Origin of the sequence: Streptomyces sp. MS06 (genome assembly GCF_047200655.1) — a bacterium.
Lineage (GTDB): Bacteria > Actinomycetota > Actinomycetes > Streptomycetales > Streptomycetaceae > Streptomyces.
This window is the reverse complement of sequence record NZ_JBJZOJ010000006.1, coordinates 126727-151915: the sequence shown is the minus strand read 5'-3', so window position 1 is coordinate 151915 and position 25189 is coordinate 126727. Positions and strand designations below refer to the sequence as shown.

Annotated in this window: 21 protein-coding genes; 9 read left to right on the top strand and 12 right to left on the bottom strand. The window is 74.8% G+C overall.

The features are described from left to right. Positions 1-122: 122 nt before the first annotated feature. The 6 genes from proC to ACL02U_RS05005 form a co-directional block, all read right to left on the bottom strand. Entirely contained in the window at positions 123-932 is an 810-nt protein-coding gene (gene proC / locus ACL02U_RS05030) for a pyrroline-5-carboxylate reductase (protein ID WP_412789391.1), read from the bottom strand. 205 nt (positions 933-1137) lie between these two features. Beyond that, the gene (locus tag ACL02U_RS05025) at positions 1138-1920 is read right to left on the bottom strand and encodes an ABC transporter permease (protein ID WP_412789390.1); all 783 of its coding nucleotides are present in this window, start codon (positions 1918-1920) and stop codon (positions 1138-1140) included. Continuing rightward, positions 1917-2810 (bottom strand): ABC transporter ATP-binding protein, encoded by an 894-nt coding sequence (locus tag ACL02U_RS05020; RefSeq protein ID WP_412789389.1) that lies wholly within the window; start codon positions 2808-2810, stop codon positions 1917-1919. The genes ACL02U_RS05025 and ACL02U_RS05020 overlap by 4 nt, the downstream gene beginning before the upstream one ends. 46 nt (positions 2811-2856) lie before the next feature. Next, the gene (locus ACL02U_RS05015) at positions 2857-3648 is read right to left on the bottom strand and encodes a class I SAM-dependent methyltransferase (protein ID WP_412789388.1); all 792 of its coding nucleotides are present in this window, start codon (positions 3646-3648) and stop codon (positions 2857-2859) included. Positions 3649-3924: 276 nt separating this feature from the next. After that, positions 3925-4470 (bottom strand): EamA/RhaT family transporter, encoded by a 546-nt coding sequence (locus ACL02U_RS05010; protein ID WP_412789387.1) that lies wholly within the window; start codon positions 4468-4470, stop codon positions 3925-3927. 42 nt (positions 4471-4512) lie between these two features. Further along, on the bottom strand, positions 4513-4809 hold the full coding sequence (locus ACL02U_RS05005; protein WP_412789401.1) for an SH3 domain-containing protein: 297 nt from the start codon (positions 4807-4809) through the stop codon (positions 4513-4515). Positions 4810-5180: 371 nt separating this feature from the next. On the opposite strand from ACL02U_RS05005, the gene ACL02U_RS05000 reads away from it, so the two are divergent. Continuing rightward, a complete protein-coding gene (locus ACL02U_RS05000) occupies positions 5181-7415 on the top strand; it encodes a serine/threonine-protein kinase (RefSeq protein WP_412789386.1) in 2235 nt (744 codons plus the stop codon). A gap of 217 nt (positions 7416-7632) precedes the next feature. Here ACL02U_RS05000 and ilvD read toward each other — a convergent pair whose 3' ends face one another. The 4 genes from ilvD to ACL02U_RS04980 all read right to left on the bottom strand — a co-directional run bounded on the left by ilvD (position 7633) and on the right by ACL02U_RS04980 (position 12606). Beyond that, the gene (gene ilvD / locus ACL02U_RS04995; RefSeq protein WP_412789385.1) at positions 7633-9486 is read right to left on the bottom strand and encodes a dihydroxy-acid dehydratase; all 1854 of its coding nucleotides are present in this window, start codon (positions 9484-9486) and stop codon (positions 7633-7635) included. 191 nt (positions 9487-9677) lie between these two features. Then, on the bottom strand, positions 9678-10304 hold the full coding sequence (locus ACL02U_RS04990) for a TetR family transcriptional regulator (RefSeq protein WP_412789384.1): 627 nt from the start codon (positions 10302-10304) through the stop codon (positions 9678-9680). Beyond that, entirely contained in the window at positions 10301-11125 is an 825-nt protein-coding gene (locus ACL02U_RS04985; RefSeq protein WP_412789383.1) for a sugar phosphate isomerase/epimerase family protein, read from the bottom strand. The genes ACL02U_RS04990 and ACL02U_RS04985 overlap by 4 nt, the downstream gene beginning before the upstream one ends. A 548-nt stretch (positions 11126-11673) precedes the next feature. Beyond that, positions 11674-12606: a Ppx/GppA family phosphatase gene (locus ACL02U_RS04980; protein ID WP_412789382.1), complete on the bottom strand. Its 933-nt coding sequence runs from the start codon at positions 12604-12606 to the stop codon at positions 11674-11676. Positions 12607-12849: 243 nt separating this feature from the next. Here ACL02U_RS04980 and ACL02U_RS04975 point away from each other — a divergent pair, with 243 nt between their 5' ends. Continuing rightward, positions 12850-13599 (top strand): hypothetical protein, encoded by a 750-nt coding sequence (locus tag ACL02U_RS04975; RefSeq protein WP_412789400.1) that lies wholly within the window; start codon positions 12850-12852, stop codon positions 13597-13599. Positions 13600-13625: 26 nt separating this feature from the next. On the opposite strand, the gene ACL02U_RS04970 is transcribed toward ACL02U_RS04975, so the two are convergent. After that, the gene (locus tag ACL02U_RS04970) at positions 13626-15425 is read right to left on the bottom strand and encodes a BACON domain-containing protein (protein WP_412789381.1); all 1800 of its coding nucleotides are present in this window, start codon (positions 15423-15425) and stop codon (positions 13626-13628) included. Between the two features lie 241 nt (positions 15426-15666). Between ACL02U_RS04970 and radA the strand changes: the two genes are divergently transcribed. Continuing rightward, the gene (radA, locus tag ACL02U_RS04965) at positions 15667-17076 is read left to right on the top strand and encodes a DNA repair protein RadA (protein ID WP_412789380.1); all 1410 of its coding nucleotides are present in this window, start codon (positions 15667-15669) and stop codon (positions 17074-17076) included. Positions 17077-17156: 80 nt separating this feature from the next. Beyond that, on the top strand, positions 17157-18281 hold the full coding sequence (gene disA, locus ACL02U_RS04960) for a DNA integrity scanning diadenylate cyclase DisA (protein ID WP_412789379.1): 1125 nt from the start codon (positions 17157-17159) through the stop codon (positions 18279-18281). Between the two features lie 540 nt (positions 18282-18821). Here disA and ACL02U_RS04955 read toward each other — a convergent pair. Beyond that, on the bottom strand, positions 18822-19655 hold the full coding sequence (locus ACL02U_RS04955; protein WP_412789378.1) for a hypothetical protein: 834 nt from the start codon (positions 19653-19655) through the stop codon (positions 18822-18824). A gap of 254 nt (positions 19656-19909) precedes the next feature. On the opposite strand from ACL02U_RS04955, the gene ACL02U_RS04950 reads away from it, so the two are divergent. The 5 genes from ACL02U_RS04950 (at position 19910) to cseC (ending at position 24870) form a co-directional block, all read left to right on the top strand. Next, the gene (locus tag ACL02U_RS04950; protein WP_412789377.1) at positions 19910-20851 is read left to right on the top strand and encodes an A/G-specific adenine glycosylase; all 942 of its coding nucleotides are present in this window, start codon (positions 19910-19912) and stop codon (positions 20849-20851) included. A gap of 489 nt (positions 20852-21340) precedes the next feature. Next, positions 21341-21880: a SigE family RNA polymerase sigma factor gene (locus ACL02U_RS04945; protein ID WP_412789376.1), complete on the top strand. Its 540-nt coding sequence runs from the start codon at positions 21341-21343 to the stop codon at positions 21878-21880. A gap of 236 nt (positions 21881-22116) precedes the next feature. After that, a complete protein-coding gene (locus ACL02U_RS04940; protein ID WP_412789375.1) occupies positions 22117-22719 on the top strand; it encodes a hypothetical protein in 603 nt (200 codons plus the stop codon). Positions 22720-22808: 89 nt separating this feature from the next. Further along, entirely contained in the window at positions 22809-23513 is a 705-nt protein-coding gene (gene cseB, locus ACL02U_RS04935) for a two-component system response regulator CseB (protein WP_412789374.1), read from the top strand. A gap of 13 nt (positions 23514-23526) precedes the next feature. Then, positions 23527-24870, top strand: a complete 1344-nt coding sequence (cseC, locus tag ACL02U_RS04930; RefSeq protein ID WP_412789373.1) for a two-component system sensor histidine kinase CseC — start codon at positions 23527-23529, stop codon at positions 24868-24870. Positions 24871-25189: the final 319 nt, after the last annotated feature.

Sequence of the window (25189 nt, the reverse complement as noted above, 5' to 3'; positions counted from 1 at the left end):
CCCCCCCTCCCCCCCCCCCCCTCCCCCCCCCCCCCCCCCCCCCCCCCCCCCCCCCCCCCCCGGACGACACCGGCGGGGTCCGGGTAGCGGCAGGTCGGGGCCCGGGCGGCGGCGGGCGGAGGTCAGTTGTTGCCGGAGGCGAGGGCTCGGCTGCGGTCGCGGGCCGCCTCCAGCGCGGCGATGAGGGCGGCGCGCACGCCGTGACTCTCCAGTTCGCGGATGGCGTTGATGGTCGTACCGGCCGGGGAGGTGACGTTCTCGCGGAGCCGGACGGGGTGCTCGCCGCTGTCCCGGAGCATCGTCGCGGCGCCGATGGCGGACTGGACGATCAGGTCGTGCGCCTTGTCCCGCGGCAGCCCCAGGAGGATGCCGGCGTCGGTCATGGCTTCGACCAGGTAGAAGAAGTAGGCCGGGCCGGAGCCGGAGAGGGCGGTGCAGGCGTCCTGCTGCGACTCGGGGACGCGGAGGGTCTTGCCGACGGCTCCGAAGATCTCCTCGGCGTGGGCGAGGTGGTCGGCGGTGGCGTGGCTGCCGGCCGAGATGACGGACATGGCCTCGTCGACGAGGGCGGGGGTGTTCGTCATGACGCGGACCACCGGGGTGCCGTCGGCCAGGCGGTTCTCCAGGAAGGCGGTGGTGATGCCGGCGGCTCCGCTGATGACCAGGCGGTCGGCGGGGACGTGGGGGGCCAGTTCGTCGAGGAGGGTGCCCATGTCCTGCGGCTTGACCGTGAGGATCAGGGTGTCGGCGGAGCCGGCGGCCTCGGCGTTGGTGACCGGGGTGACGCCGTAGCGGGTGCGGAGCTCGTCGGCCCGCTCCCGGCGCCGGGCGGTGACCAGGAGGTCGGCGGGGGCCCAGCCGGCGCGGATCATTCCGCTGAGCAGGGCTTCGCCGATCTTGCCGGTGCCGAGGACTGCGACTTTCTGGGTCATGGCGGGGGCTGCCTCCGTGGGTACGACGTCCTGGGGGCATCCTCGCATCGGGGGCGGCGTGGCGGCTCGGCGGTCCGGAGAGCGGGACGGGGGCGCGCACGGCCCGGGGCATCGCCCTGACGGCATCGTCCCCGACGGCGGAGGCCCTGACGGCATCCGCCCTGTCGGCCGTGTCCGGCCGGGCGGGTCGGACCGGCCGGGCGGGTCAGACCGTGCGTCGCCGCAGGGTCGCGGCGCCGAGGCCGAGGACCAGGAGTGCGCAACCGGCGACGATCAGCACGTCGCGGACGAAGGTGGCGGTCATGTCGGTGTGCCTGAGGACCTCGTTCATGCCGTCGACCGCGTAGGACATGGGGAGCACGTCGGAGACGGCCTCCAGGGCGGGGTGCATGTTCTGGCGTGGCGTGAACAGTCCGCAGAGGAGGAGTTGGGGGAAGATCACCGCGGGCATGAACTGGACGGCCTGGAACTCCGAGGCGGCGAAGGCCGAGACGAAGAGGCCGAGGGCGGTGCCGAGGAGGGCGTCGAGCAGGGCGACCAGGAGCAGCAGCCAGGGGGATCCGATGACGTCCAGGCCCAGCCCCCACAGCGCCAGCCCGGTCGCCAGCGCGGACTGGATGACGGCGATGGTGCCGAACGCGAGGGCGTAGCCGGCGATCAGATCGCCCTTGCCGAGGGGCATGGCGAGGAGCCGTTCCAGGGTGCCCGAGGTCCGCTCGCGCAGCGTGGCGATCGAGGTGACCAGGAACATCGTGATGAGCGGGAAGATGCCGAGGAGCGAGGCACCGATGTTGTCGAAGGTGCGCGGGCTGCCGTCGAAGACGTAGCGGAGCAGGAACAGCATCACGCAGGGAACCAGCAGCATCAGTGCGATGGTCCGCGGGTCGTGGCGGAGCTGGCGCAGGACGCGGGACGCGGTGGCGGTGGTGCGGGAGAGGTTGAGGGCCCCCGCGGGTGCGGGGTGCGTGGTCGCCGCGCTGGTGCTCATCGGGTCGTCTCCTCGGTGCGGTCGGCGGCGGTCTTGCGGTCGGCGGCGGTCTTGCGGTCGGCGGCTGCCGCCTGGTCGACCAGGTGCAGGAAGGCCGCCTCGACGGTGTCCGCGCGGGTGCGGGCGCGCAGGGCTTCGGGGGTGTCGTCGGCGAGGATCCGGCCCTCGCGCATGAGGAGCAGGCGGTGGCAGCGCTCGGCCTCGTCCATGACGTGGGAGGAGACGAGCAGGGTGGCGCCGCGCTCGGCCGCGATGCCGTGGAAGAGGTGCCACAGGTCTCGGCGGAGTACGGGGTCGAGGCCGACGGTGGGTTCGTCGAGCACGAGCAGTTCGGGGCTGCCGAGCAGCGCCACGGCGAGGGAGACGCGGTTGCGCTGGCCTCCGGAGAGGGCGCCGGCGAGCGCGTCGGCGTGGTCGGTGAGGTCGACGTCGGCGATGACGCGGGTGACGTCCGCGTGCCGGCGGTCGGCGGCCGCCCGGCCGGGGTCCAGGATCGCGGCGAAGTAGTCGAGGTTCTGGCGGACGGTGAGGTCGTCGTAGACGGAGGGCGCCTGGGTGACGTAGCCGATGCGGGTGCGCAGGGCGGGGTGGCCGGCGGGCCGGCCGAGGACGTCGAGCGTCCCGGTGACCTTCGCCTGGGTGCCCACGATCGCGCGCATCAGGGTGGATTTCCCGCAGCCCGAGGGGCCGAGCAGTCCGGTGATCCGGCCGCGGGGGACGGTGAAGTCGAGCCCCCGCAGGACCGTGCGGGGGCCGCGGACGACGGTGAGGCCGGCGGCGCGCACGGCGGGGGTGTCCGGGGCGCGGCGGGACGCGTCGCCGTGGTCCGGCTCGGTGTCCGCCGGGTGGTGGGGCTGCTGTTCGGGTGACCCGGACGAGTAATTCACCATGCGCTGAATAGTCCTCTCGGGTGGGCCTCCGGTCAAGGGCCGAAGGTCACCCGGTGGTGGCGGAGCCGTCGGCGGTGGTGGCGACGAGCAGGCTCACCTCGTAGACCTCCTCCACCTCCCCGTCCGGGAAGAGGGCGAGGAGGTGGGCGCGCTCCTCGGTGAGGAAGGCGCGGCTGTGCTCCTCGCCCTGGACCAGGAAGACCGAGTGGCTGCCGATGTTCGCCAGGTGGGTGTCGAGGGGGACGCGGCGGCTCCAGCGCACCCGGCGTTGCGCGAAGTCCAGGCTGCCGCTCGGGTCGGCCGTGTCCGGGCGGCCGCCCGCCCTCGCCTCGGCCGCGGTGTCGAGCCGGAAGTGCCGCTCGATGCGCAGTTGCTGCTCTCGGATCCACGGCACGTCGAGAGGGCTGGTGTTCCACCACAGCGCGAGCGCCCCGCCGGGACGCAGGACGCGCCGCGCCTGCGGGATCGCGCGGGCCGGGTCGGTCCAGTGCCAGGACTGCGCGTAGGTGAGGAAGTCGGCGGTGCCGGAGGCGAGCGGCAGGGCGTTGCCGTCCCCGCGGACGAGCGGGACTCCGGGCAGGGCTCGCCGGAGCTGCTCGGCCATGCCTCCGCCGGGCTCGACGGCGAGGACCCGGGCACCGCGGGCCGCGAGCAGGGCGGTGGCTATCCCGGTTCCGGCGCCGACGTCCACGACCCGGGCGCCGGCGAGAGGCCGCCCGGCCAGGTCCTCGACCGCGTCGAGGAGGGCCGGCGGGTAGGAGGGGCGGTTGGCGGCGTACTGGGCCGCGGCGGCGTCGAAGGAGCGGGCGCGGGCAGCGTGCGCGGGAGCAGCGGTCATACGGCCATGATCGCCCGAGGTGAGGGCGAGGGCAGCCCTCTTTTCGAGCCGGTGGCCGCGGCTGGCACGGGGGCGGTCCGCCCGGCCGGCGTCCGGTTCCCGTGCCGACGGGACCGTTCCGCTGGCCGACCGCCGCCTCCCGGGCCGACCGCCGCTACCCGAGCGGTCGACCGCCTCACCGTCACCGGCCCCTCCGTCGCCGCCGCCGGGCGCCACCTCACCGCCGCCGGCCGCTCACTCGTCGCCGGTCGCGTCGGACCGGAGCCGGTCGCGGTGCTACGGGCGGCGGCGCTTGCGGGACGGGTTGCCGGTACGGCGGGCGGAGCGCTTGCGGTGCCGGGCGAGAGCCTCCTCGTACTCCCGGCGGTGCAGTCCCTCGCCCGGCGCCTCGGTCAGGGAGCGGAAGAAGTAGGCGAGCAGTGAGCCGACGAAGCCGACGGCCAGCAGTCCGCGCAGATCGGCCCGGTGGCCGGGGTCGGGGCGGCGGCCGAAGCCGTCCCAGGTGTGGCGGAAGGCGAGCGCGCTGCAGACCGCGAACACGACGACCACCAGGACGGTCACGAAGCTCCCCGGCTCCGCGATGCGCAGGCCCTGGTAGGCGAACCGCAGCACCAGGCAGGAGGCGACGGCGGCGGCGAGGGCGCCGGCGGCCGCGCCGACGCGGCGGGCCCGGTACCCGTCGTCGCGGTCGACCCAGGTGGTGCCGAAGAAGCGCAGGGGCTCCGGGAGGGGCCCGCCCGATTCGGCGGTCCCCGCACGGTCCGCGCCGGGTGGGGAGCCCGCGCCGGCGTCTTGGGGGGCGTTGTCGTCCTCACTGCTCACAGGACGATTATGGCTCCCCGTGCGGCGCGGGCTCCCGGCGGCTCAGAGGCAGCGCGGCGCGATGTAGCCGTCGCTGCCGGTGTACACGTAGGCGTCCGAGACGAACTCGCCGTTGCTGATGTTGTCCCAGATGTTCGACGTGCCGTAGTAGCCCGAGACCCAGGTCCCCGGCGTCTGGCAGTAGACGAGCACGCGGCTGCCCTCCGGCAGGACGCGGACGATGCCGTACTGGGTGCCGGGGCCGCTGCGCACGTTGAGCCGGACGCCGGGCGCTATCGGGTAGGTGCGCAGGGCGGACGTGGCGGCGGGCGCCTCGGCGGGCGTCTCGGCGGCCGCCAGGGTCACCGCACCCTCTGCCGTCCCGCCGGAGCCGTCCTCACCCGGGCCGGAGCGGTCCTCCCCCCGGCCGGGGCCGGCCTCCGTCCGAGCATCCGGGTCCCCGGGCCGTGGCCGGTCGGCGCCGGACTCGTGCACGTGATCGACGGACATCTGATCCTCCCCCGTACGGTGCGGGCGGATCCGTACTGGACGGACCCGGTCCCGCCGGAACCCCATGGCGGTCATGGGGCCCCGTTGATACCCCTGGAACACGCCATAAAACACCAGTGCGTTCCTCGCACTCGCGCACCGCACGCCTCCTCGGTCCCGCACGCCCCATCGATTAGGCTCCGTCCGTCGCGCGCGCGGACGAACAGCACGGGGGTGGTCCCATGACGCCACAGCGAGACGGCGGAGCGGACACGGAAGCGGAACGTCCTGAGTACGCGGGGCACTACCGTCTCGAGTCCTGCCTCGGCTCGGGCGGCATGGGCGTGGTGCACCTCGCCGCCAGCACCTCCGGCAGACGGCTGGCGGTGAAGGTCGTGCACGCCGAGTTCGCCAGGGATCCCGAGTTCAGAGGTCGGTTCCGGCAGGAGGTGGCGGCCGCGCGCCGGGTCAGCGGTGCCTTCACCGCGTCCGTCGTGGACGCCGATCCGGAGGCCGACCGGCCGTGGATGGCCACCCTGTTCATCCCCGGACCGACTCTCGCCGAAGCGGTGAAGCGGAACGGCCCGATGGCGCCCGCGCAGGTGCGGCGGCTGATGGCCGGGCTCGCCGAGGCGCTGCGCGACATCCACCGGGTGGGAGTGGTGCACCGGGACCTCAAACCGAGCAACGTGCTGCTCGGCGAGGACGGTCCGAAGGTCATCGACTTCGGCATTTCCCGGCCAACGGACAGCGAGCTGCGCACCGAGACCGGAAAGCTGATCGGCACGCCTCCGTTCATGGCGCCGGAGCAGTTCCGGCGGCCCCGCGAGGTGGGCCCGGCGGCGGACGTCTTCGCGCTCGGGTCCGTGATCGTGCACGCGGCGACGGGGCGCGGGCCGTTCGACTCCGACAGCCCCTATCTGGTCGCCTACCAGGTCGTGCACGACGAGCCGGATCTGACCGGGGTACCGGGGAACCTGGCGCCGCTGGTTGTGCGCTGCCTCGCCAAGGAGCCCGAGGACCGGCCCACGCCGGACGAGCTGATGCGGGAACTGCGGTCGCTGGCCGCCTCCTACGACACGCAGGCCTTCGTCCCCTCGCAGCGCAGCGGCGACCGCCCCGACTCCGGCACCGGCAACGCCCCCGGGACCGGCAGCGTGTCCGGCACCGGCAACACCCCCGGGACCGGCAGCGCCTCCGGGACCGGCGCCGGGACCGCTTCCGGTGGGCGCGCGCCCGGACGGTGGGGCGGGCAGCGCGCAGCCCGCGGGAAGCGGCTGCCGCGGCTGCCGGTGCGGACGTCGCGTGCCCGGCCGGTGCTGGTGGCCGCCGTCGCGCTGGCGGTGGTGGCGGGCACGGCGTTCGCGTCGGTGCGGCTGCTCGGTGCGGGATCCGGCACCGAGCGGCCGGAGAGTACCCGGCAGGGGACGTCGGCGCGGTTCGGCGGATGGCAGACCGGGCCGGGGTCCGGCGGCAACAGTGCGCCCCGGTGCTCCTACGGCGCCGGACGGCTGCTGTGCGCCCGCTCCGGGCAGGTGTTCGCGCTGGACCCGTCGGACGGCTCGACGCTGTGGCGGCATCCGGTTCCGGCCGCCTACGGGAGCCGGCCTCCGGCACTGGCGGGCGGTCTGGTCCAGCCGCCCGCGGACCCCGGCGGGCGGCTTGAGGCCCTCGACCCGCGCACCGGCGAGCCCCGCTGGCAGCGGGCCCGGCCCGCGTCCGCCGGCACGGTGCAGCCGGCCGGCGGCATGCTGCTGCTCACCGGCGCCGACGGGACCGTGACGGGCGTGGACGGCGCCACCGGGGACACGGCGTGGCACCGGCGGATACCCGGTCAGGCCAGGCCGCGCTTCACCGCCTTCCCCGGGGACCCGCTGGCGTACGCGGCCACCGCCTCCGCCGACGGTTCGAGCACCCGGGTCACGGCCGTCGACCCGGCCACCGGCGAGGTGCGCCGGGACGGACGGCTCCGGGGCGACCTCACTCCGGTCGGCGTCTCGGGCGGCGCGCTCCTCCTGCTGGCCACCGACGTGACCACGCCGGACGTCCGGGCGGTCGTCCGCTACGACCCGCGGACCGGGGCGACACGCCGGGTGGACCTGCCGTTCCCCCTGGCGGACGCCCGGGCCGCCGTACGCGGGGACGAGGTCTGGCTGCTCGGCGCAAACGGCTCCCTGCAGGCCGTCGACACGGGCGGCCGCGGTCTGCTGTGGCGTCTGGAGACGTCCGTCCTGCGGGGCTCGGCTCCCGTCGTGGACGGCGGGCACGTGTACTTCACCGGGGCGGACGGGCGGCTGCTCGCGGTCGACGCCGGCACCGGGCGCCTCCTCGGGCAGACCCGCCCGCGCATGAGCTCGTCACCGGACCGGGTGTCGGCGGGGCTGCCCGCTCCGGTGGTCGCCGGCGGGCGGGTCTACGCCGCCGCACCCGACGGCACCGTCTTCGCCGTCGACGGGCGGGACCCGGCCCGCTGGTGACGCCGACCGCCGCGCACACCGTGACGCACACCCTGGCGAACACCGCGGCGCACCCGGGTGGAGACCCCGGACGGGCTGCTGGAACGGCCGCCTGCTCGCGGGGGCATCCTGCCCGCGGGATCGTCCTGCCCGCGGGATCGTCCTGCCCGCGGGGCCCGCGAAGGGGCCCCGCGGGGCGGGGGCCGGGGGGCAGGGCCCCCGGGGCGGGGGCCGGGGGTCAGCCCAGCTTGGAGACGTCCCGGACGGCGCCCCGGTCCGCGCTGGTGGCCATCGCCGCGTAGGCGCGCAGCGCCGCGGAGACCTTGCGGTCGCGGTTCCTCGGGACGTACGCACCGCCGAGAGCCTGTTCGCGGCGGGCCAGTTCGGCGTCGTCGACGAGCAGTTCCAGGGAGCGGTTCGGGATGTCGATGCGGATGCGGTCCCCGTCCTCGACGAGCGCGATGCTGCCCCCGGAGGCGGCCTCCGGGGAGGCGTGGCCGAGGGAGAGACCGGAGGTGCCGCCGGAGAACCGGCCGTCGGTGATCAGGGCGCAGGCCTTGCCGAGGCCGCGGCCCTTGAGGTACGAGGTCGGGTAGAGCATCTCCTGCATGCCGGGGCCGCCCTTGGGGCCCTCGTAGCGGATGACGACGACGTCGCCCTCCTTCACCTGCTGGGTGAGGATCTTCTCGACGGCCTCCTCCTGCGACTCGCAGACCACCGCCGGGCCCTCGAAGGTCCAGATGGACGCGTCGACGCCGGCCGTCTTCACCACGCAGCCGTCGACCGCCAGGTTGCCCTTGAGGACGGCCAGGCCGCCGTCCTCGCTGTAGGCGTGCTCGACACCGCGGATGCAGCCGCCCTCGGCGTCGGTGTCGAGGGCCTCCCACCGCTCCGACTGGGAGAAGGCCTCGGCCGAGCGGACGCAGCCGGGGGCGGCGTGCCACAGTTCGACGGCCTCGGGGGACGGGGAGCCGCCGCGCACGTCCCAGGTCTTCAGCCAGTCCGCGAGGGAGGGGCTGTGCACGGAGTGCACGCCCTCGTTGAGCAGGCCCGCGCGGTGCAGTTCGCCGAGCAGGGCGGGGATGCCGCCGGCGCGGTGCACGTCCTCCATGTAGTACGTGCGGTCCTTGGCGACGTTGGGCGCCACCTTGGCCAGGCAGGGCACCCGGCGGGAGACCGCGTCGATCTCCGCCAGGCCGAACGGGACGCCCGCCTCCTGGGCGGCCGCCAGCAGGTGCAGGATCGTGTTGGTCGAGCCGCCCATCGCGATGTCCAGCGCCATGGCGTTCTCGAACGCGTCGAACGTGGCGACGGAGCGGGGCAGCACCGAGTCGTCGTCCTGCTCGTAGTGGCGGCGGGTGATGTCCATGACCGTGCGGGCGGCGTCGACGTAGAGCTGCCGGCGGGCGGTGTGGGTGGCCAGCACGGACCCGTTGCCGGGCAGGGAGAGGCCGATCGCCTCGGTGAGGCAGTTCATCGAGTTGGCGGTGAACATGCCGGAGCAGGAGCCGCAGGTCGGGCAGGCGTTCTCCTCGATGCGGAGGATGTCCTCGTCGGAGACCCCGTCGTTGGCGGCCTCGGAGATCGCGTCGATCAGGTCCAGGGTGCGCACCGTGCCGTCGACGAGGGTCGCGCGGCCGGCCTCCATCGGGCCGCCGGAGACGAAGACGGTCGGGATGTTCAGCCGCAGGGCCGCGTTCAGCATGCCCGGGGTGATCTTGTCGCAGTTGGAGATGCAGACCAGCGCGTCGGCGCAGTGCGCCTCGACCATGTACTCCACGCTGTCCGCGATCAGGTCGCGGGAGGGCAGGCTGTAGAGCATGCCGCCGTGGCCCATCGCGATGCCGTCGTCGACGGCGATCGTGTTGAACTCCCGGGGGATGCCGCCGGCCTCGGCGATCGCCTCGCTGACGATCCGGCCCACCGGCTGCAGGTGGGTGTGGCCGGGCACGAACTCGGTGAAGGAGTTCGCGACGGCGACGATCGGCTTCCGGCCGATGTCCGCACCGGGTACACCGGAGGCGCGCATCAGGGCGCGGGCGCCCGCCATGTTGCGGCCGTGGGTGACTGTGCGGGACCTCAGCTCGGGCATCGTCGCTCGCTCCTTCAGACCTTCGGGGGACTGCGATCAGGGAAATTCCGACTGCCACCGAGCGTACGCCGGTCATCCAGGGTTCGGGACGAGGTGTCCGGATCGCGGGATCCCCGTCTTGTCGGGCACCGCCTCCGGGGCGCGCCTCGGTCCCCCCGTCAGAACCGCTCGGAACCGCTTTGGAGCGCGCCTCAGTCCCCCGTCAGATGCGTCTGCACCACCGGCGCCAGCCGGGCGATGACCTGCTCCACGTCCGCCGACGCCAGCGGCTCCACCTGGATCACGTACCGCAGCATCGCGCAGCCGACCAGCTGCGCCGCCGCCAGCTCGGCGCGCAGCGCCGCGTCGGGGGCGTCCAGCCCGCCCGCGATGCGGCGCAGGAGCTGCGTGGAGATCAGGCGGCGCAGCGCGGCGGCCGCGATGTCGTTGGTGACGGCCGAGCGGACGATGGCCAGCACCGGGGCCCGGGTCACCGGGTTCTCCCAGACGCCGAAGATCGCGCGGGTCATCCGCTCGCCGGCGTCGTCGATCCGCCCGTCGGCCACGATGTCGCGCACCTTCAGGGCGGGCGCGAAGGCGACCTCCACGGACGCCTCGAAGACCTGTTCCTTGGTGCCGAAGTAGTGGTGGACCAGCGCGGGGTCGACCCCGGCGGCCTTGGCGATGCCCCGCACGGACGTCTTCTCGTACCCGCGTGCGGAGAACTCCTCGCGGGCCGCGGTCAGGATGCGGTCGCGGGTGTCTGCGGACTCGGCCCGCGGGGGCCGCCCGCGGCGGCGCGCGGTCGCCGGGCTGCGGCCGGAGGGCGCCCCGGTCATCGCCGCGGCACCTTCACCGCGGACGCCAGGTGCAGCCGGGTGAACGCCAGCGCCTCGGCGAGGTCGGCCTCCCGCTCCGCGCTCGACATGGCCCGGCGGGTGTTCACCTCGATGACGACATGGCCGTCGAAGCCGTTGGCCGCGAGGCGTTCGAGCACCTCGGCACAGGGCTGCGTACCGCGTCCGGGGACCAGGTGCTCGTCCTTCGCGGAGCCGCGCCCGTCGGCGAGGTGGAGGTGGCCGAGCCGGTCGCCCATGCGGTCGACCATCTCGAGGGCGTCGGTGCGGGCCGTCGCCGTGTGGCTGAGGTCGATCGTGAAGTGGCGGTAGTCGTCCTGGGTGACGTCCCAGCCGGGGGCGTAGGCGAGCATCTCGCGGTCGCGGTAGCGCCAGGGGTACATGTTCTCCACTGCGAAGCGCACATCGGTCTCGTCCGCCATCCGCCAGATACCGGCGACGAAGTCGCGGGCGTACTGGCGCTGCCAGCGGAACGGGGGGTGGACGACGACGGTGCCGGCGCCCAGTTTCTCGGCGGCCGCGCGGGCCCGCTGCAGCTTGGTCCAGGGGTCGGTGGACCACACCCGCTGCGTGATCAGCAGGCAGGGGGCGTGCACGGCGAGGACCGGGATGCGGTGGTAGTCGCTGAGCCTGCGCAGCGCCTCCGTGTCCTGGCTGACCGGGTCGGTCCAGACCATGACCTCCACCCCGTCGTATCCGAGGCGCGCGGCCGTCTCGAAGGCCGCCGCCGTCGACTCCGGGTACACGGAGGCCGTCGACAGGGCGACCTTCGCATCCGGGATCCGCACGACCGGCTCTGCCATGAGGGACAGGTTACGGGGTGCGATGCGGGAGCAGCCGAGTACGTACTGGCCGTTGTGGTGAGCGCCATACGCCGGACCCGGCCGGACCCCGTACGCCCGACCCGGTCGGAACCGGGTGGCGATCGGGCGGGGGCCGCCTCCCACCGGGGCGGCGGCCGGGAGGCCGGACCGGGGCCGGGAGGCCGGCAGGAGCCCCTTGCGCCAGGCGGGGGCCGGACGGTCGGGCAGTCGCGAGTGAGGCAGTCCGGCAGTCCGGCAGTCCGGCAATCGGGCAGCCGGGCAGCCGGGCAGCCGGGACTAGCTAGCTAGAGCTTGTCCGGGCGATTCCGCAGTACGGAGGCGATCAGGTCGTGGACCAGGAACTCGCCGGGGGCCCGGTTCTCCTCGAGGCGAGGCAGGTCGTCGGGCCCGAACCAGTGGCAGGCGGTGTGCTCGGACCGTTCCAGGACGGGACGGGCCAGGTCGCCTTCGACCTCGACGCGTTCCTCGGCGCCGTCACCGCCCCGGCCCCGGCCGTCCGGCCCCGCTCCCCGCCGCCCGGACGGGCCCTAGGCGGAGCCCATGTGGTCGAGGCGGCGCAGGATGACGCCCTCCCGCAGCGCCCAGGGGCAGACCTCCAGGTTCTCCACCCCGAACAGGTCCATCGCCCCTTCCGCGACCAGCGCACCCGCGAGGAGCTGCCCGGCGCGCCCCTCGGAGACGCCCGGGAGTTCCGCGCGCTGCTGGGCGGTCATGCCGGCCAGCCTCGGCACCCATGACTCCAGGGACGCGCGCTTCAGCTCGCGCTGCACGTAGAGGCCGTCGGCCGAGCGGGCGGCACCGGCGATGCGGGCGAGCTGGCGGAAGGTCTTCGAGGTCGCGACGACGTGGTCGGGGGCGCCGAACCGGGCGAACTCCCCGACGGTCCGGGCGATCTGGGCGCGTACATGGCGCCGCAGCGCCCGCACGTCCTCGGCCGCGGGCGGGTCGCCGGGCAGCCAGGCCGCGGTGAGCCGGCCGGCGCCGAGCGGCAGGGAGACCGCGGCGTCGGGCTCCTCGTCGATGCCGTAGGCGATCTCCAGGGAGCCCCCTCCGATGTCGAGGACCAGCAGCTTCCCGGCCGACCAGCCGAACCAGCGGCGGGCGGCGAGGAAGGTGAGCCGGGCTTCCTCCGCGCCGCTGAGCACCTGCAGCTCGACACCGGTCTCGGCGTGCACGCGGGCCAGGACGTCGTCGGCGTTGCCGGCCTCCCGGACCGCGGAGGTCGCGAACGGCAGCAGGTCCTCGACGCCCTTGTCCTCGGCGGCCTGCAGGGCGTCGCGGACGACGGACACCAGCCGGTCGACCCCTTCGGGGCCGATCGCTCCGCCGTCGTCGAGGAGTTGGGCCAGGCGCAGCTCCTCCTTGTGCGAGTGCGCGGGAAGCGGGCGGGCGCCGGGGTGGGCATCCACCACCAGCAGGTGCACCGTGTTCGATCCCACGTCGAGGACACCGAGTCTCATGTAGGGAACGCTACTGCCAGCGGCGCGGTCCTCGGCCACCCGTGCGGTACCGGAGACCGGTCGCGGGCGCCGTACCCTGGACGGGTGCCAAAGACGAAAAAGGCGAAGGACGACAAGACGGTCGAATCGTCTCCCCTTCCTTCGCAGGCGGAGTCACCGAAGTCACCAAAGCCGGGGAAGGCCCCGAAGCGGCCGAAGCGGCCCAAGGGCGCGGACGGCCCGGAGGCGGGGAAGCGGGGTGCGGTGGCGGACGAGAAGGGCCTCGACTTCGCCCGCGCCTGGGTGGAGTTCCCGGACCCGGCGGACGACGAGCAGGTCTTCCGGTGCGACCTGACCTGGCTCACCTCCCGCTGGAGCTGCATCTTCGGCAGCGGATGCCAGGGCATCCAGGCGGGCCGCGCGGACGACGGGTGCTGCACGCTGGGCGCCCACTTCTCCGACGAGGACGACGAGAAGCGGGTCGCCGGGCATGTGGCGCGGCTCACCCCGGAGATCTGGCAGAACCACGCCGAGGGGACCCGGAACGGGTGGATCGGCGAGGACGACGAGGGCTCCCGGCAGACCCGCCCGTACCAGGGTTCCTGCATCTTCCAGAACCGGCCCGGCTTCGAGGGCGGGGCGGGCTGCTCGCTGCACATCCTGGCGCTGCGGGAGGGCCGCGAGCCGCTGGAGACCAAGCCGGACGTGTGCTGGCAGCTGCCGGTGCGGCGGACCTACGAGTGGATCGAGCGGCCCGACGACACCCGGGTGCTGCAGGTGTCGATCGGTGAGTACGACCGCCGGGGCTGGGGTCCGGGCGGCCACGACCTGCACTGGTGGTGCACGTCGGCGACCTCGGCGCACGGTGCGGGAGAGCCGGTGTACGTCTCCTACCGGGCGGAGCTGACCGAGCTGATGGGCAGGGCCGGCTACGACCGCCTGGCGGAGCTGTGCGAGCGCCGGTTGGCCGCGGGGTCGCCGACCGCTCCGCATCCGGCGGATCCGCGCGGCTGACCGCACGGTCGGTCCGGCTTCCCGGGTCACGACGGGGAGGGGCCGGGGCCGGTACTGCCGCCGGGCTGCGGCGTCGAGCCCCCCGACCGGTCCGAGGGCGCGGTGCCGGTGGCGGTGGGCGTCGGGTCGGGCGCGGGCGAGGAGGACGGGTCGCCGGGTGTCGGATCGCCGGATGCCGATGAGGTGGGGGCGGGGTCCGGGGAGGCGGTTCCGGTCGGCGGACCGCCGGGGGTGGCCGTGGCGGAACCGGCCCCCGGGGCGGAGTCGGAGGGGGCGGGCGCGGTGCCGTACCCCTCGATGGTGACGACGACTCCGGCGGGGGCGAGCGCCAGGCTCGCGCTCCAGTGTCCGGACGGTTCGCGCAGCCGGTCGACGTGCACCCTGATCGTCAGTGACTCGCCGGGGGCCAGGGTGCCCGAGGTGCGGCTCGGCCGGAGCCAGCCGGCCCGGGTGGTGGCCGACCAGGTCACCGGACCGGCCCCGGTCGCGGTGAGGGTGATCAGCGTGGTGTCGCCGCTGGTCTCGGCCGCGACGTCGAGGTGTCCGGCGGGGGTGTCGCCGGCACCGGTGACGCTGACCACGTCCACCGAGACGCCGGGTGAGCCGCCGGCACCGGGGGAGCGGGAGCCGGTCCGGGCGGCGGCGTTGCCGGCGTTCTCGTAGTCGCCGGACGGCTTGCCGTTCAGGCTGTCGGACCCGTGCTCCCGGCCGGTGCTGGCGGGTCCGCCGGCGCTGTCCTCGGAGGGGGGTGCGGACCGGCAGGCGGCCCACACCGCGAGTACCGGAGCGGCGACGACGGTGGCGACGACGGTCGTGGTGACGGCACGTGCACGCAGCCGCTCCCGCCGGGCCGCCCGCTCCCTGGGGTCCATGGGGAAGCCGCGCCGGTCGAACCGGGGGGCGGCGGCGCCCCGGGCGCGCGGGACGTGCGCGAGCGCGACGTGCAGGGCGGCGCGGGGGGCCTCCACGACGGGCAGTTCCGCGGGCGTGAGGGAGGAGCCGGGCCAGCGGCCGGGCATCGCGCGTTCCTCGATGCGGCGGCAGCGCGGGCAGTCGTCCACGTGGCGGACGAGTTCCCGGCGCAGGGTGGCGCTGAGCACGAACCTTCCGTCACCGGTGAGGCGGGCGACGGCCGGGCAGCCGCCCGCCTGGGCGACGGCCAGCGCCGCGCGCGTGCGTTCGACCTCGCAGGCGGCGGAGGCCAGCAGGTCACGGGTGGCGGCGAGGTCCATGCCGAGCACCGCGGCGACCTCGTGGGCGGCGAGGTGGTGGCGCACGGCGAGCTCCAGCGCCTCCCGCTGCTCCGGACTGGTTCCGGCCGCTTCCGGCCAGGCCAGCACGGCCAGTTCGCGCTGCCGGCGCCGCTGCTCCGCGGCGGAGAGCGGCGGGCCGGCGGACCGCTGCTCCTCGGGCGGCCGCGCCCGCTGCCTCCAGCGCTGCCCCGGTGCGGCGCGGCGGCCGGACCGGTCGGCGCCGGGACGACCGGCCGCATGGGTGCCCGGACGTTTCTGCTTGGCCTCGGCCAGCCGGCGCAGGCACGCCCAGCGGGTCAGGGCGTACAGCCAGGCCCGGAGGTCGCCGGGCGCCGCCGGGACGCGGTGCGTGCGCCGCTCGGCCAGTCCGAGCACGTCGCCGACGGCGGCGGTGGCGTCGTCGTGGTCGCAGAGCACGGACAGGCAGTAGGTGAACAGGCCGTCCAGATAGGGCTCGTATCGCTCGGGCGGGCGCTGCGCGAGCGTGTGCGCCGCCGCTCGGTCGCGCGCCTCGCGGTGCGCCCGGTGCGCGCCGGTGGTGCGGGTCGGGATGTCCGGGCTGCTGCTCATCATCCGTGCGACCGTAGGGCGCTCGAGCAGGGCGGTTCTCCAGCCTTGAACTCTTTTAATCCATACGGGTTAAACGATCCCTCATAAGGGGACAGGAGCAGCACGTTTCCTGGCTCGTTCATGACGAGGTGGCCGGTTCCCGCCGGTGCGGCGGCCTCGTCGCCCCCGGCGGCGGAGGGCGACGGACCCCGGTCCGCTCCCCTGCGGCCCTCGCGCTGTCGGAGGCTGCGGCTACGGTTTGCCCATGGCTGCCCGCACCAGGACCACCAAGGACCGTCCCTCCTACCGCTGCACCGAGTGCGGCTGGCAGACGGCCAAGTGGCTCGGCCGCTGCCCCGAGTGCCAGGCGTGGGGGACGGTCGAGGAGTACGGCGCGCCCGCGGTCCGCACCACCGCACCGGGCCGTGTGACCAGCTCCGCCCTGCCGATCGGCCAGGTGGACGGCCGCCGGGCCACCGCCCGCTCCACCGGCGTCCCCGAACTTGACCGCGTCCTCGGCGGCGGCCTGGTGCCCGGAGCCGTCGTCCTGCTCGCGGGAGAGCCCGGCGTCGGCAAGTCGACCCTGCTGCTCGACGTGGCCGCCAAGGCGGCGGGCGAGGAGCACCGGACGCTGTACGTCACCGGTGAGGAGTCCGCGAGCCAGGTGCGGCTGCGGGCCGACCGCATCAACGCCCTCGACGACCACCTCTACCTCGCCGCCGAGACCGACCTGGCCGCCGTCCTCGGGCACCTGGACGCGGTGAAGCCGTCCCTGCTGGTCCTCGACTCGGTGCAGACGGTGGCCTCCCCGGAGATCGACGGCGCCCCCGGCGGGATGGCGCAGGTGCGGGAGGTCGCCGGCGCGCTGATCCGCGCGTCCAAGGAGCGCGGCATGTCCACCCTGCTGGTGGGCCATGTCACCAAGGACGGCGCGATCGCGGGCCCGCGCCTCCTGGAGCACCTGGTGGACGTCGTCCTGCACTTCGAGGGCGACCGGCACGCGCGGCTGCGCCTCGTCCGCGGCGTCAAGAACCGCTACGGCGCCACCGACGAGGTCGGCTGCTTCGAACTGCACGACGAGGGCATCACCGGCCTGGCCGACCCCAGCGGCCTGTTCCTGACCCGCCGTGACGAGCCGGTGCCAGGCACCTGCCTGACGGTCACCCTGGAGGGCCGCCGCCCGCTGGTGGCCGAGGTCCAGGCGCTCACGGTCGACTCCCAGATCCCCTCCCCGCGCCGCACCACGTCCGGGCTGGAGACCTCCCGGGTGTCGATGATGCTGGCCGTGCTGGAGCAGCGCGGCCGGATCAGCGCCCTGGGCAAGCGGGACATCTACTCCGCGACGGTCGGCGGGGTGAAGCTGTCCGAGCCGGCCGCCGACCTGGCGGTCGCCCTCGCCCTGGCCTCGGCGGCCAGTGACACCCCGCTGCCGAAGAACCTGGTCGCGATCGGCGAGGTCGGGCTCGCGGGCGAGGTGAGACGCGTCACCGGCGTGCAGCGCCGGCTCGCCGAAGCCCACCGCCTGGGCTTCACACATGCGCTGGTACCGGGCGATCCCGGCCGGATCCCGCCCGGCATGAAGGTCCTGGAAGTCGCCGACATGGGGGACGCCCTGCGGGTCCTGCCGCGCTCCCGTCGCCGAGAGGCCCCACGGGAGGCGGAGGACCGCCGGTAGACTTTGCCCTGGTCTCGCCCGTCCGTACGACCGAGTGTGCGACACGCGAGCACCTCAGAACCTGCGACCGGAGGAGTGCAGTGGCAGCCAACGACCGGGCGGCGGCTCCCGGAAAGTCCGGTGGGAGTACCGGCGCCGACGGCCTGATGCGCGCCTCGCTGAGCGCCGTGGCACCCGGCACCCCCCTGCGGGACGGCCTGGAGCGGGTCCTGCGCGGCAACACCGGCGGTCTGATCCTGCTCGGCTCCGACCGGACCGTCGAGGCCATGTGCACCGGCGGTTTCGTCCTGGACGTCGAGTTCACCGCCACCCGGCTCCGTGAGCTGTGCAAACTGGACGGCGGCATCGTGCTGTCCTCGGACCTGTCGAAGATCCTTCGGGCCGGCGTCCAACTGGTCCCGGACCCGACCATCCCGACGGAGGAGACGGGCACCCGGCACCGCACCGCGGACCGGGTGAGCAAGCAGGTCGGCTTCCCGGTGGTGTCGGTGTCCCAGTCCATGCGCCTGATCGCCCTGTACGTGGACGGTCAGCGGCGCGTGCTGGAGGACTCGGCCGCCATCCTCTCCCGCGCCAACCAGGCCCTGGCCACCCTGGAGCGCTACAAGCTCCGCCTCGACGAGGTCGCGGGCACGCTGTCCGCGCTGGAGATCGAGGATCTGGTCACGGTGCGGGACGTGTCCGCGGTCGCGCAGCGCCTGGAGATGGTGCGCCGCATCGCCACCGAGATCGCCGAGTACGTGGTCGAGCTGGGCACCGACGGCCGTCTGCTCGCCCTCCAGCTCGACGAGTTGATCGCCGGTGTGGAGCCGGAGCGCGAACTGGTGGTCCGGGACTACGTGCCCGCGCCCACCGCCAAGCGCTCCCGCACCGTCGACGAGGCGCTGGCCGAGCTGGACAAGCTCAGCCACGCCGAACTGCTCGAACTGTCCACCGTGGCCCGCGCCCTGGGCCACACCGGCTCCCCCGAGGCGCTGGACTCGGCGGTCTCGCCGCGCGGTTTCCGGCTGCTGGCGAAGGTGCCGAGGCTGCCCGGCGCCATCATCGACCGCCTGGTGGAGCACTTCGGCGGCCTGCAGAAACTGCTCGCCGCCAGCGTGGACGACCTGCAGACGGTCGACGGCGTCGGCGAGGCCCGGGCCCGCAGCGTCCGCGAGGGCCTGTCCCGGCTGGCGGAGTCGTCGATCCTGGAGCGGTACGTCTGACGGGACGGCGGCACCGGGCCGGGGAACACTTCCTGGTCCGGCGAGGCGCACCGGGCCGAGCGGCAAGACCGGACGTGCCGCCTCGCGGCACCCCCGGGTCCTGTGCCGCGCCCGCCCCCGCGGCGCTCCCGGTCACGCGGTACCCCCGGGGCACGCGGCGCTCCCGGTCACGCGGTACCCCCGGGGCACGCGGGGCTCTCCGGGCCGCGCGGCGCTCCCGGCCGGGCGCTGCACCAGGCGCCGCGCCTGCACCGGGCCGCGCTCGCAACCCCCATGGCCTCGTCCCGGTCATGTCCCCGTCCCGGTCATGTCCCCGTCCAGGTCACGGCCCCGTCCCGGTCGCGCCTCGGCCGGTCGCACCGTGCGTCCGGGCTCACCGTGCGCCCGGCCGCGCGCCGGGGGCGTCGCGCACTGCGACCGTCAGGGGGAGGCGGGCGCCGGTCGGTGGTGGGCATGCGCGTCGGCGGTGGCCATGCATGTCGGTGGTGCGGATCGTCGGGTGCGGGCCCCGGGTCCGCCCGGGCCGCCCTCCGATGCGGATCAGTCCGCCGACAGCACGAAGGAGGTGCGCACCGTGGCGTACCCCGGCGCCCTGGCCTCCAGCAGGTAGGTGCCGGGCTCGGCGGTCCCGGGCGGGGGCGTCCCGCACGCGTCGGCGCTCGGCTTGCGGTCCCACTTCACGGTGTACGCGATGCTGCTGCCCGCCGGCACCCGGTACAGCCTGCTGCGCGCGCCGTGCGGGCAGTCGTCGGACGCCCAGTAGGCGTCACCGCTGTCCGTCTGAGTGATCGTCAGCACGGCGGTGGCGGGGCCGAGATCGACCTTGCAGTCGGTCCCGGAGGTGTTCTTCGCCAGCAGCCGGAAGGTGGGCGTCTGGTCCGGCGAGTAGGAGTTGCGCAGGCTGCTCACGGTCAACGTCACGCTGCCGGCGGTGCAGTCGGGCAGCGTCGACCCGGCCGGCAGGACCGACCCGGCGGGCTGCGCCGCACCCCCGGCGGCCGCCCCGTCGCCGCTGCCGTTGGCGCCGTCGTCGGCGCCGTCACCCGTGCCGCCGGACGCGTCGCCGTCCCCGCCGGAACCGCCCGCCGAGGCACCGGAGTCCGAACCACCGGAGCCCGTGCCGCCGGACGTGTCCCGCCCGCCGGGGTGCTGACTGATCGCCGGCCCGGAGCCGGAGGGGCCGGGAGTGATCGAAGGTGCGGGATTCCGGCCGCCGTTGGAGGCGTCGGCCCGGTTGTCGCCGCTTCCGCCGCCGGAGGTGACGACCCATGCCATCAGCAGCGCGGACAGCGCGAGCGCGGACAGCAGTACGAACCTCCGTCGCCAGTAGATGGAGGAGGGAAGCGGCCCGATCGGATTGCGCAGAGATCCCACGGCGCAAACTGTACGAGAGATCACGCCGTTCGCCTGCCCTACCCGCCGCTTGGCGCGCAACTTTTCCGGATCATCATCCCGGGGGGCACCGGCACGGCCTCCCCCGGGCGTGCACCGCGCCGCGTCCCGGACCCGCCCGCCGGAAGGCGGGGGCGCATCCCCGCACGCACGGCGTACCGCATCACGCCGCACGCCACCCCGTGACGCCCGCTGCGCACGTGTGCGTGTCCCCTCATGGCAGGATCGGAAGTGCCATGACTGCGCCCACGAAGCCCCCGCACAGTACCGGCACCCCTGCCGGCTCCGACTCCGACAGCGCCCCCGGAGCGCCCCTGCACTCCCCTGTCATCGCGTGGTTCGACACACACGCGCGCGATCTGCCCTGGCGGCGTCCGGAGGCCGGCGCCTGGGGTGTGATGGTCAGCGAGTTCATGCTCCAGCAGACACCCGTCAACCGCGTGCTGCCGGTCTACGAGCAGTGGCTGGCCCGCTGGCCCCGCCCCGCCGACCTGGCCGAGGAGGCACCCGGCGAGGCGGTGCGCGCCTGGGGCCGGCTCGGCTATCCGCGTCGCGCCCTGCGGCTGCACGGCGCCGCCGTCGCCATAACGGAGCGGCACGGCGGCGACGTGCCCGCCGACCACGCCCAACTCCTGGCGCTGCCCGGCATCGGCGAGTACACCGCGGCAGCGGTGGCGTCCTTCGCCTACGGCCAGCGGCACGCCGTGCTCGACACCAACGTCCGCCGGGTCTTCGCCCGTGCGGTCACCGGCGAGCAGTTCCCGCCGAACGCCACCACCGCAGCCGAACGCAAGCTGGCGCGCGCCCTGTTGCCCGACGAGGAGCGGACCGCGGCACGCTGGGCGGCCGCCTCCATGGAACTGGGGGCCCTGGTCTGCACGGCGAAGAACGAGGACTGCCGGCGGTGCCCGATCGCCGACCGGTGCGCGTGGCTGCTGGCCGGCAAGCCGGAGCATGCCGGCCCGCCGCGCCGCGCGCAGACGTACGCCGGGACCGACCGGCAGGTGCGCGGGAAGCTGCTGGCCGTGCTGCGCGAGGCGCAGGCGCCGGTGCCGCAGGCCGCGCTGGACCGGGTGTGGCACGAGCCGGTGCAGCGCGCCCGGGCGCTGGACGGGCTGGTCGCGGACGGGCTGGTGGAGCCGCTCGCGGGCGGACTGTACCGGCTGCCGCTGGCCTGAGGCGCGGCTGCGGTGCGCGGCCCCGGCGCCGCGGCCGCGCCACCGGTGACACGGACCGTGACACCGGACCGAGCCACCGGGCCACGCCACCGGGCCATGCAACCGCGCCGGCACCGGGGCCCCACCGCCCGTGCCCGCACACCGCACGCGTCCGCACGCCGCCGGCGCCGCCGCGCCGTCACTCCAGTCCGTCACTCCGTCCGTCACTCCGTCGCAACACCGTTGAACGACACGGCCGGTGCCCGGCCCGTCCTTTCACCGCATACCACTACCAAAGGGCCACCCGTTTCGCCCTGTTCCTCCTTCCGTTACACAACCGATTGACAGCTGACTGCCAGCCGCAGGCTGCCTCGGACAGCGCCGTGACAACGCCTCCGTAGCTTCGATCCGGTACCCGGCGGTCACGGGACGGCCAGGGGCCACAGGCGGTGAGCCCGGCGACACGACCGCCGGAGACCTGGCAATTCAGGGATCGGGAGGCTGTTGACCATGGCGCAGGGAGAGGTGCTCGAGTTCGAGGAGTACGTCCGCATCCGGCAGGACGCGCTGCTGCGCAGCGCCCGCCGGCTGGTCCCGGACCCCATCGACGCACAGGACCTGCTGCAGACCGCGCTGGCGCGGACCTTCCGCCGCTGGGAGGGCATCTCCGACAAGCGGCTCGCGGACGCCTACCTGCGCCGGGTGATGATCAACACGAGGACCGAGTGGTGGCGTGCGCGGAAGCTGGAGGAGGTACCCACCGAGCAGCTCCCGGACGCCCGCGTCGAGGACTCCACGGCGCAGCACGCCGACCGGGCCCTGCTCATGGACGTGCTGAAGGTGCTCGCCCCGAAGCAGCGCAGCGTGGTCGTGCTGCGACACTGGGAGCAGATGTCCACGGAAGAGACGGCCGCCGCCCTCGGCATGTCGGCCGGAACGGTCAAGAGCACGCTGCACCGGGCGCTCGCCCGGCTCCGCCAGGAGCTGGAGGCCCGCGATCTGGACGCACGCGCGCTGGAGCGTGAGGAGCGGGAGCGTTGCGCGGCCTAGGGTCTGGTGCGAGGGTCCCGTGGTCCGCCCGGGAGGCCGGCCCGGCCGCGTCCGGGTCGGGCCCGCGGTGTGCCGGGCGCGAGCGCTCGTACCGCGGGTACCGGCGCCTGCGCGCGCTGCGGCGAGAGGGGCTGCGGGGCGCGGCGGCTGCGCGGCCGGGGCGGTCGCCCCGGAACCCGGCGGCGGAGGCGACCGGCGCGGGTCCGGCGCCGGGCCGGTCGACCGTGCCGGCAGCGGTGACGGCGGCGGTCGTGATCGCCGCCGTCGGCCTCTCGGTCTCCGGTTGCGGCGCGGGCGGCACGGGTGCCCGCGACGAGGGCCCGGCACACGCCGACTCGGTGGCTCGGGCGGCGGCCTCGCCCTCGACCGGCGCCTCGGCGACGCTCCCCCGGGTGGACCCGGTCCGGCTCGTCGAGGACGACCCGTCGGTCTCGGCCGCGGTCAGACGGGATCTGCGCCCGTGTGCGGGCGACGACTACCCGGTCGACGTCTCCTACGGCAACCTGACCGGAGGGTCCGCCGACGACATCGTCGTGAACGTGCTGACCTGCGGTGACGCGGTGGGTGTCGGTTCTTACGTGTACCGCGAGGAGGACGGCCGGTACGAGAACGTGTTCACGGCCGAGGAGTCCCCGGTGTACGCGGAGATCGACCGCGGCGACCTGACGGTGACCAAGCAGGTGTACGAGAAGGACGACCCGGTGTCGAGTCCGTCCGGCGAGAACGTGATCACTTACTCGTGGGCCGGGGGGCGCTTCGTCCAGCAGGACTTCCACCACACCGACTACAGCACCGCAGTCGGTGGCGGCGACCCCTCTCCCGTACCCGGGAGCGGCTGACCCGCAGACGGACGGCCGCGGGGGACGGCACACTGCACGGGCACACCGCACGACGGTACGAGACCCCCAAGAGGACTGAGAGCACCCGGATGGCAGAGCAGACCCACGTCCTGTTCGTCGAGGACGACGACGTCATCCGCGAGGCCACCCAGCTCGCTCTGGAGCGGGACGGCTTCGCGGTCACCGCGATGCCCGACGGGCTGTCCGGACTGGAGTCGTTCCGGGCCGACCGCCCCGACATCGCTCTGCTGGACGTCATGGTGCCCGGCCTGGACGGGGTCAGCCTGTGCCGCCGCATCCGGGACGAGTCCACCGTCCCGGTGATCATGCTCTCGGCGCGGGCCGACTCCATCGACGTGGTCCTGGGCCTGGAGGCGGGCGCCGACGACTACGTGACCAAACCGTTCGACGGTGCGGTGCTGGTCGCCCGCATCCGCGCGGTGCTGCGCCGCTTCGGCCACGCGGGCGGCCGGGGACGGTCCGAGGAGCGGGCCGCGACCGGCAACGGAGGAGTACTGACCTTCGGCGAACTGGCGGTCGACACCGACGGCATGGAAGTGCGCCGTGCGGGACGGCCGGTGGCGCTGACCCCGACCGAGATGCGGTTGCTGCTGGAGTTCTCCGCCGCTCCGGGCACCGTCCTCTCCCGGGACAAGCTCCTGGAACGGGTGTGGGACTACGACTGGGGCGGGGACACCCGGGTCGTCGACGTCCATGTCCAGCGGCTGCGCGCGAAGATCGGCCAGGACCGCATCGAGACGGTCCGCGGCTTCGGTTACAAGCTGAAGGCCTGAACGGGGCGACGCGATGCGGGGGACGACGAGGCGCCTGCTCCGGGAGCGCACGGCCATCCGCACCGGGCTGCGATGGAAACTCAGCGCGGCCATCGCCCTGGTCGGCACCCTGATCGCGGTGGCGCTCAGCCTGGTGGTGCACAACGCCGCACGGGTGTCGATGCTGGACAACGCGCGCGACCTGGCGGACGAGCGGCTGCAACTGGCGCAGCGCAACTACGAGCTGTCCGGGCGGCCCAACTTCCCCGGGATCCGGATCGACGACCCGGATCTGCCGGCCGAGCTGCGGCAGCGGGCGTCCGAGGGCCGCCGGGTGACCTACGTGTCCGACCGGGGGCACGGAGCGCCGGACATATGGGCGGCCGTACCCGTGAAGAACGGGCACGTGCTGTCCCTGCACACCGGCGTCACCGACCACAGCACGGACATCCTGCACGACCTCGACCAGGCCCTGGTCATCGGCTCCATCGCGGTCGTCCTGGGCGGCAGCGCACTCGGTGTGCTGATCGGCGGGCAGCTCTCCCGCCGGCTGCGCAAGGCCGCGGCCGCCGCGAACCAGGTCGCGGGCGGCGAGACGGACGTACGGGTCCGGGACGCGATCGGCGGTGTGGTCCGGGACGAGACCGACGACCTCGCCAGCGCGGTGGACGCGATGACGGACGCGCTCCAGCAGCGGCTGGAGGCGGAACGCCGGGTCACCGCCGACATCGCGCACGAGCTGCGCACCCCGGTCACGGGGCTGCTGACGGCCGCCGAGCTGCTGCCGCCGGGCCGGCCGACGGAACTCGTACTGGACCGGGCGAAGGCGATGCGGACCCTGGTGGAGGACGTGCTGGAGGTGGCCCGGCTGGACGGTGCCTCGGAGCGGGCGGAGCTGCAGGACATCATGCTCGGCGAGTTCGTCGCCCGGCGGGTGGCCGTCAAGGACCCGGGGGCCGAGGTGCGGGTGGTGCACGAGTCGGAGGTCACCACCGATCCGCGCCGGCTGGAGCGGGTGCTGTTCAACCTGCTGGCCAACGCGGCCCGGCACGGCAGGCCCCCGATCGAGGTCACCGTCGAGGGCCGGGTGGTCCGGGTCCGCGACCACGGCCCCGGTTTCCCCGAGGACCTGCTCGCCGACGGGCCGAGCCGCTTCCGCACCGGCAGCACCGACCGTGCCGGACACGGTCACGGCCTGGGCCTGACCATCGCCGCCGGCCAGTCCCGGGTGCTCGGCGCCCGGCTCACCTTCCGCAACGTGCGCCCCGTCGGCATGCCCGGCCGCCGGCCGCCGGCCGAGGGCGCGGTCGCCGTCCTGTGGCTGCCTGAACACGCGCCGACGAACACCGGCAGCCATCGGATCCTGCCGGCCCGGTAGGGCGGGCAGACCGCGGCGCGGGCGGGGCGGGCACGACCCGCCCGGTGCGGGGCGGCCTGCCCGGTGCGGGGCGGGCTGCCCGGTGCGGGGCGGGCTGCCCGGTGCGGGGCGGGCAGAGGCGACCCGGGGCGGGCAGAGGCGACGCGGGGCGCTGCGGGCGCCCGGTCGCGGTCGATCCTGGTCGAGGACAGAGGGGAAGGCCCCCGGGGCGGACACCCTCCGGGGGCCTTCGGTTCGCCGCCGTGGAGGCTCGGCGCCATGGCGGCCTGCTGTCGCAGCGGCCGGTTGTCGCAGCGGCCGGCTGCCGCCGCGGTCTCCG

Bases quoted from the DNA above. Each gene is read 5' to 3' on its own strand.
- ACL02U_RS04970 (WP_412789381.1), bottom strand. From the start codon at position 15,425: ATGATGAGCAGCAGCCCGGACATCCCGACCCGCACCACCGGCGCGCAC.
- ACL02U_RS04990 (WP_412789384.1), bottom strand. From the start codon at position 10,304: ATGACCGGGGCGCCCTCCGGCCGCAGCCCGGCGACCGCGCGCCGCCGC.
- ilvD (WP_412789385.1), bottom strand. From the start codon at position 9,486: ATGCCCGAGCTGAGGTCCCGCACAGTCACCCACGGCCGCAACATGGCG.
- ACL02U_RS05000 (WP_412789386.1), top strand. From the start codon at position 5,181: ATGACGCCACAGCGAGACGGCGGAGCGGACACGGAAGCGGAACGTCCT.
- ACL02U_RS05025 (WP_412789390.1), bottom strand. From the start codon at position 1,920: ATGAGCACCAGCGCGGCGACCACGCACCCCGCACCCGCGGGGGCCCTC.
- ACL02U_RS04985 (WP_412789383.1), bottom strand. From the start codon at position 11,125: ATGGCAGAGCCGGTCGTGCGGATCCCGGATGCGAAGGTCGCCCTGTCG.
- cseB (WP_412789374.1), top strand. From the start codon at position 22,809: ATGGCAGAGCAGACCCACGTCCTGTTCGTCGAGGACGACGACGTCATC.
- ACL02U_RS05020 (WP_412789389.1), bottom strand. From the start codon at position 2,810: ATGGTGAATTACTCGTCCGGGTCACCCGAACAGCAGCCCCACCACCCG.
- ACL02U_RS04980 (WP_412789382.1), bottom strand. From the start codon at position 12,606: ATGAGACTCGGTGTCCTCGACGTGGGATCGAACACGGTGCACCTGCTG.
- radA (WP_412789380.1), top strand. From the start codon at position 15,667: ATGGCTGCCCGCACCAGGACCACCAAGGACCGTCCCTCCTACCGCTGC.
- ACL02U_RS04950 (WP_412789377.1), top strand. From the start codon at position 19,910: ATGACTGCGCCCACGAAGCCCCCGCACAGTACCGGCACCCCTGCCGGC.
- proC (WP_412789391.1), bottom strand. From the start codon at position 932: ATGACCCAGAAAGTCGCAGTCCTCGGCACCGGCAAGATCGGCGAAGCC.
- cseC (WP_412789373.1), top strand. From the start codon at position 23,527: ATGCGGGGGACGACGAGGCGCCTGCTCCGGGAGCGCACGGCCATCCGC.
- ACL02U_RS04945 (WP_412789376.1), top strand. From the start codon at position 21,341: ATGGCGCAGGGAGAGGTGCTCGAGTTCGAGGAGTACGTCCGCATCCGG.
- ACL02U_RS05015 (WP_412789388.1), bottom strand. From the start codon at position 3,648: ATGACCGCTGCTCCCGCGCACGCTGCCCGCGCCCGCTCCTTCGACGCC.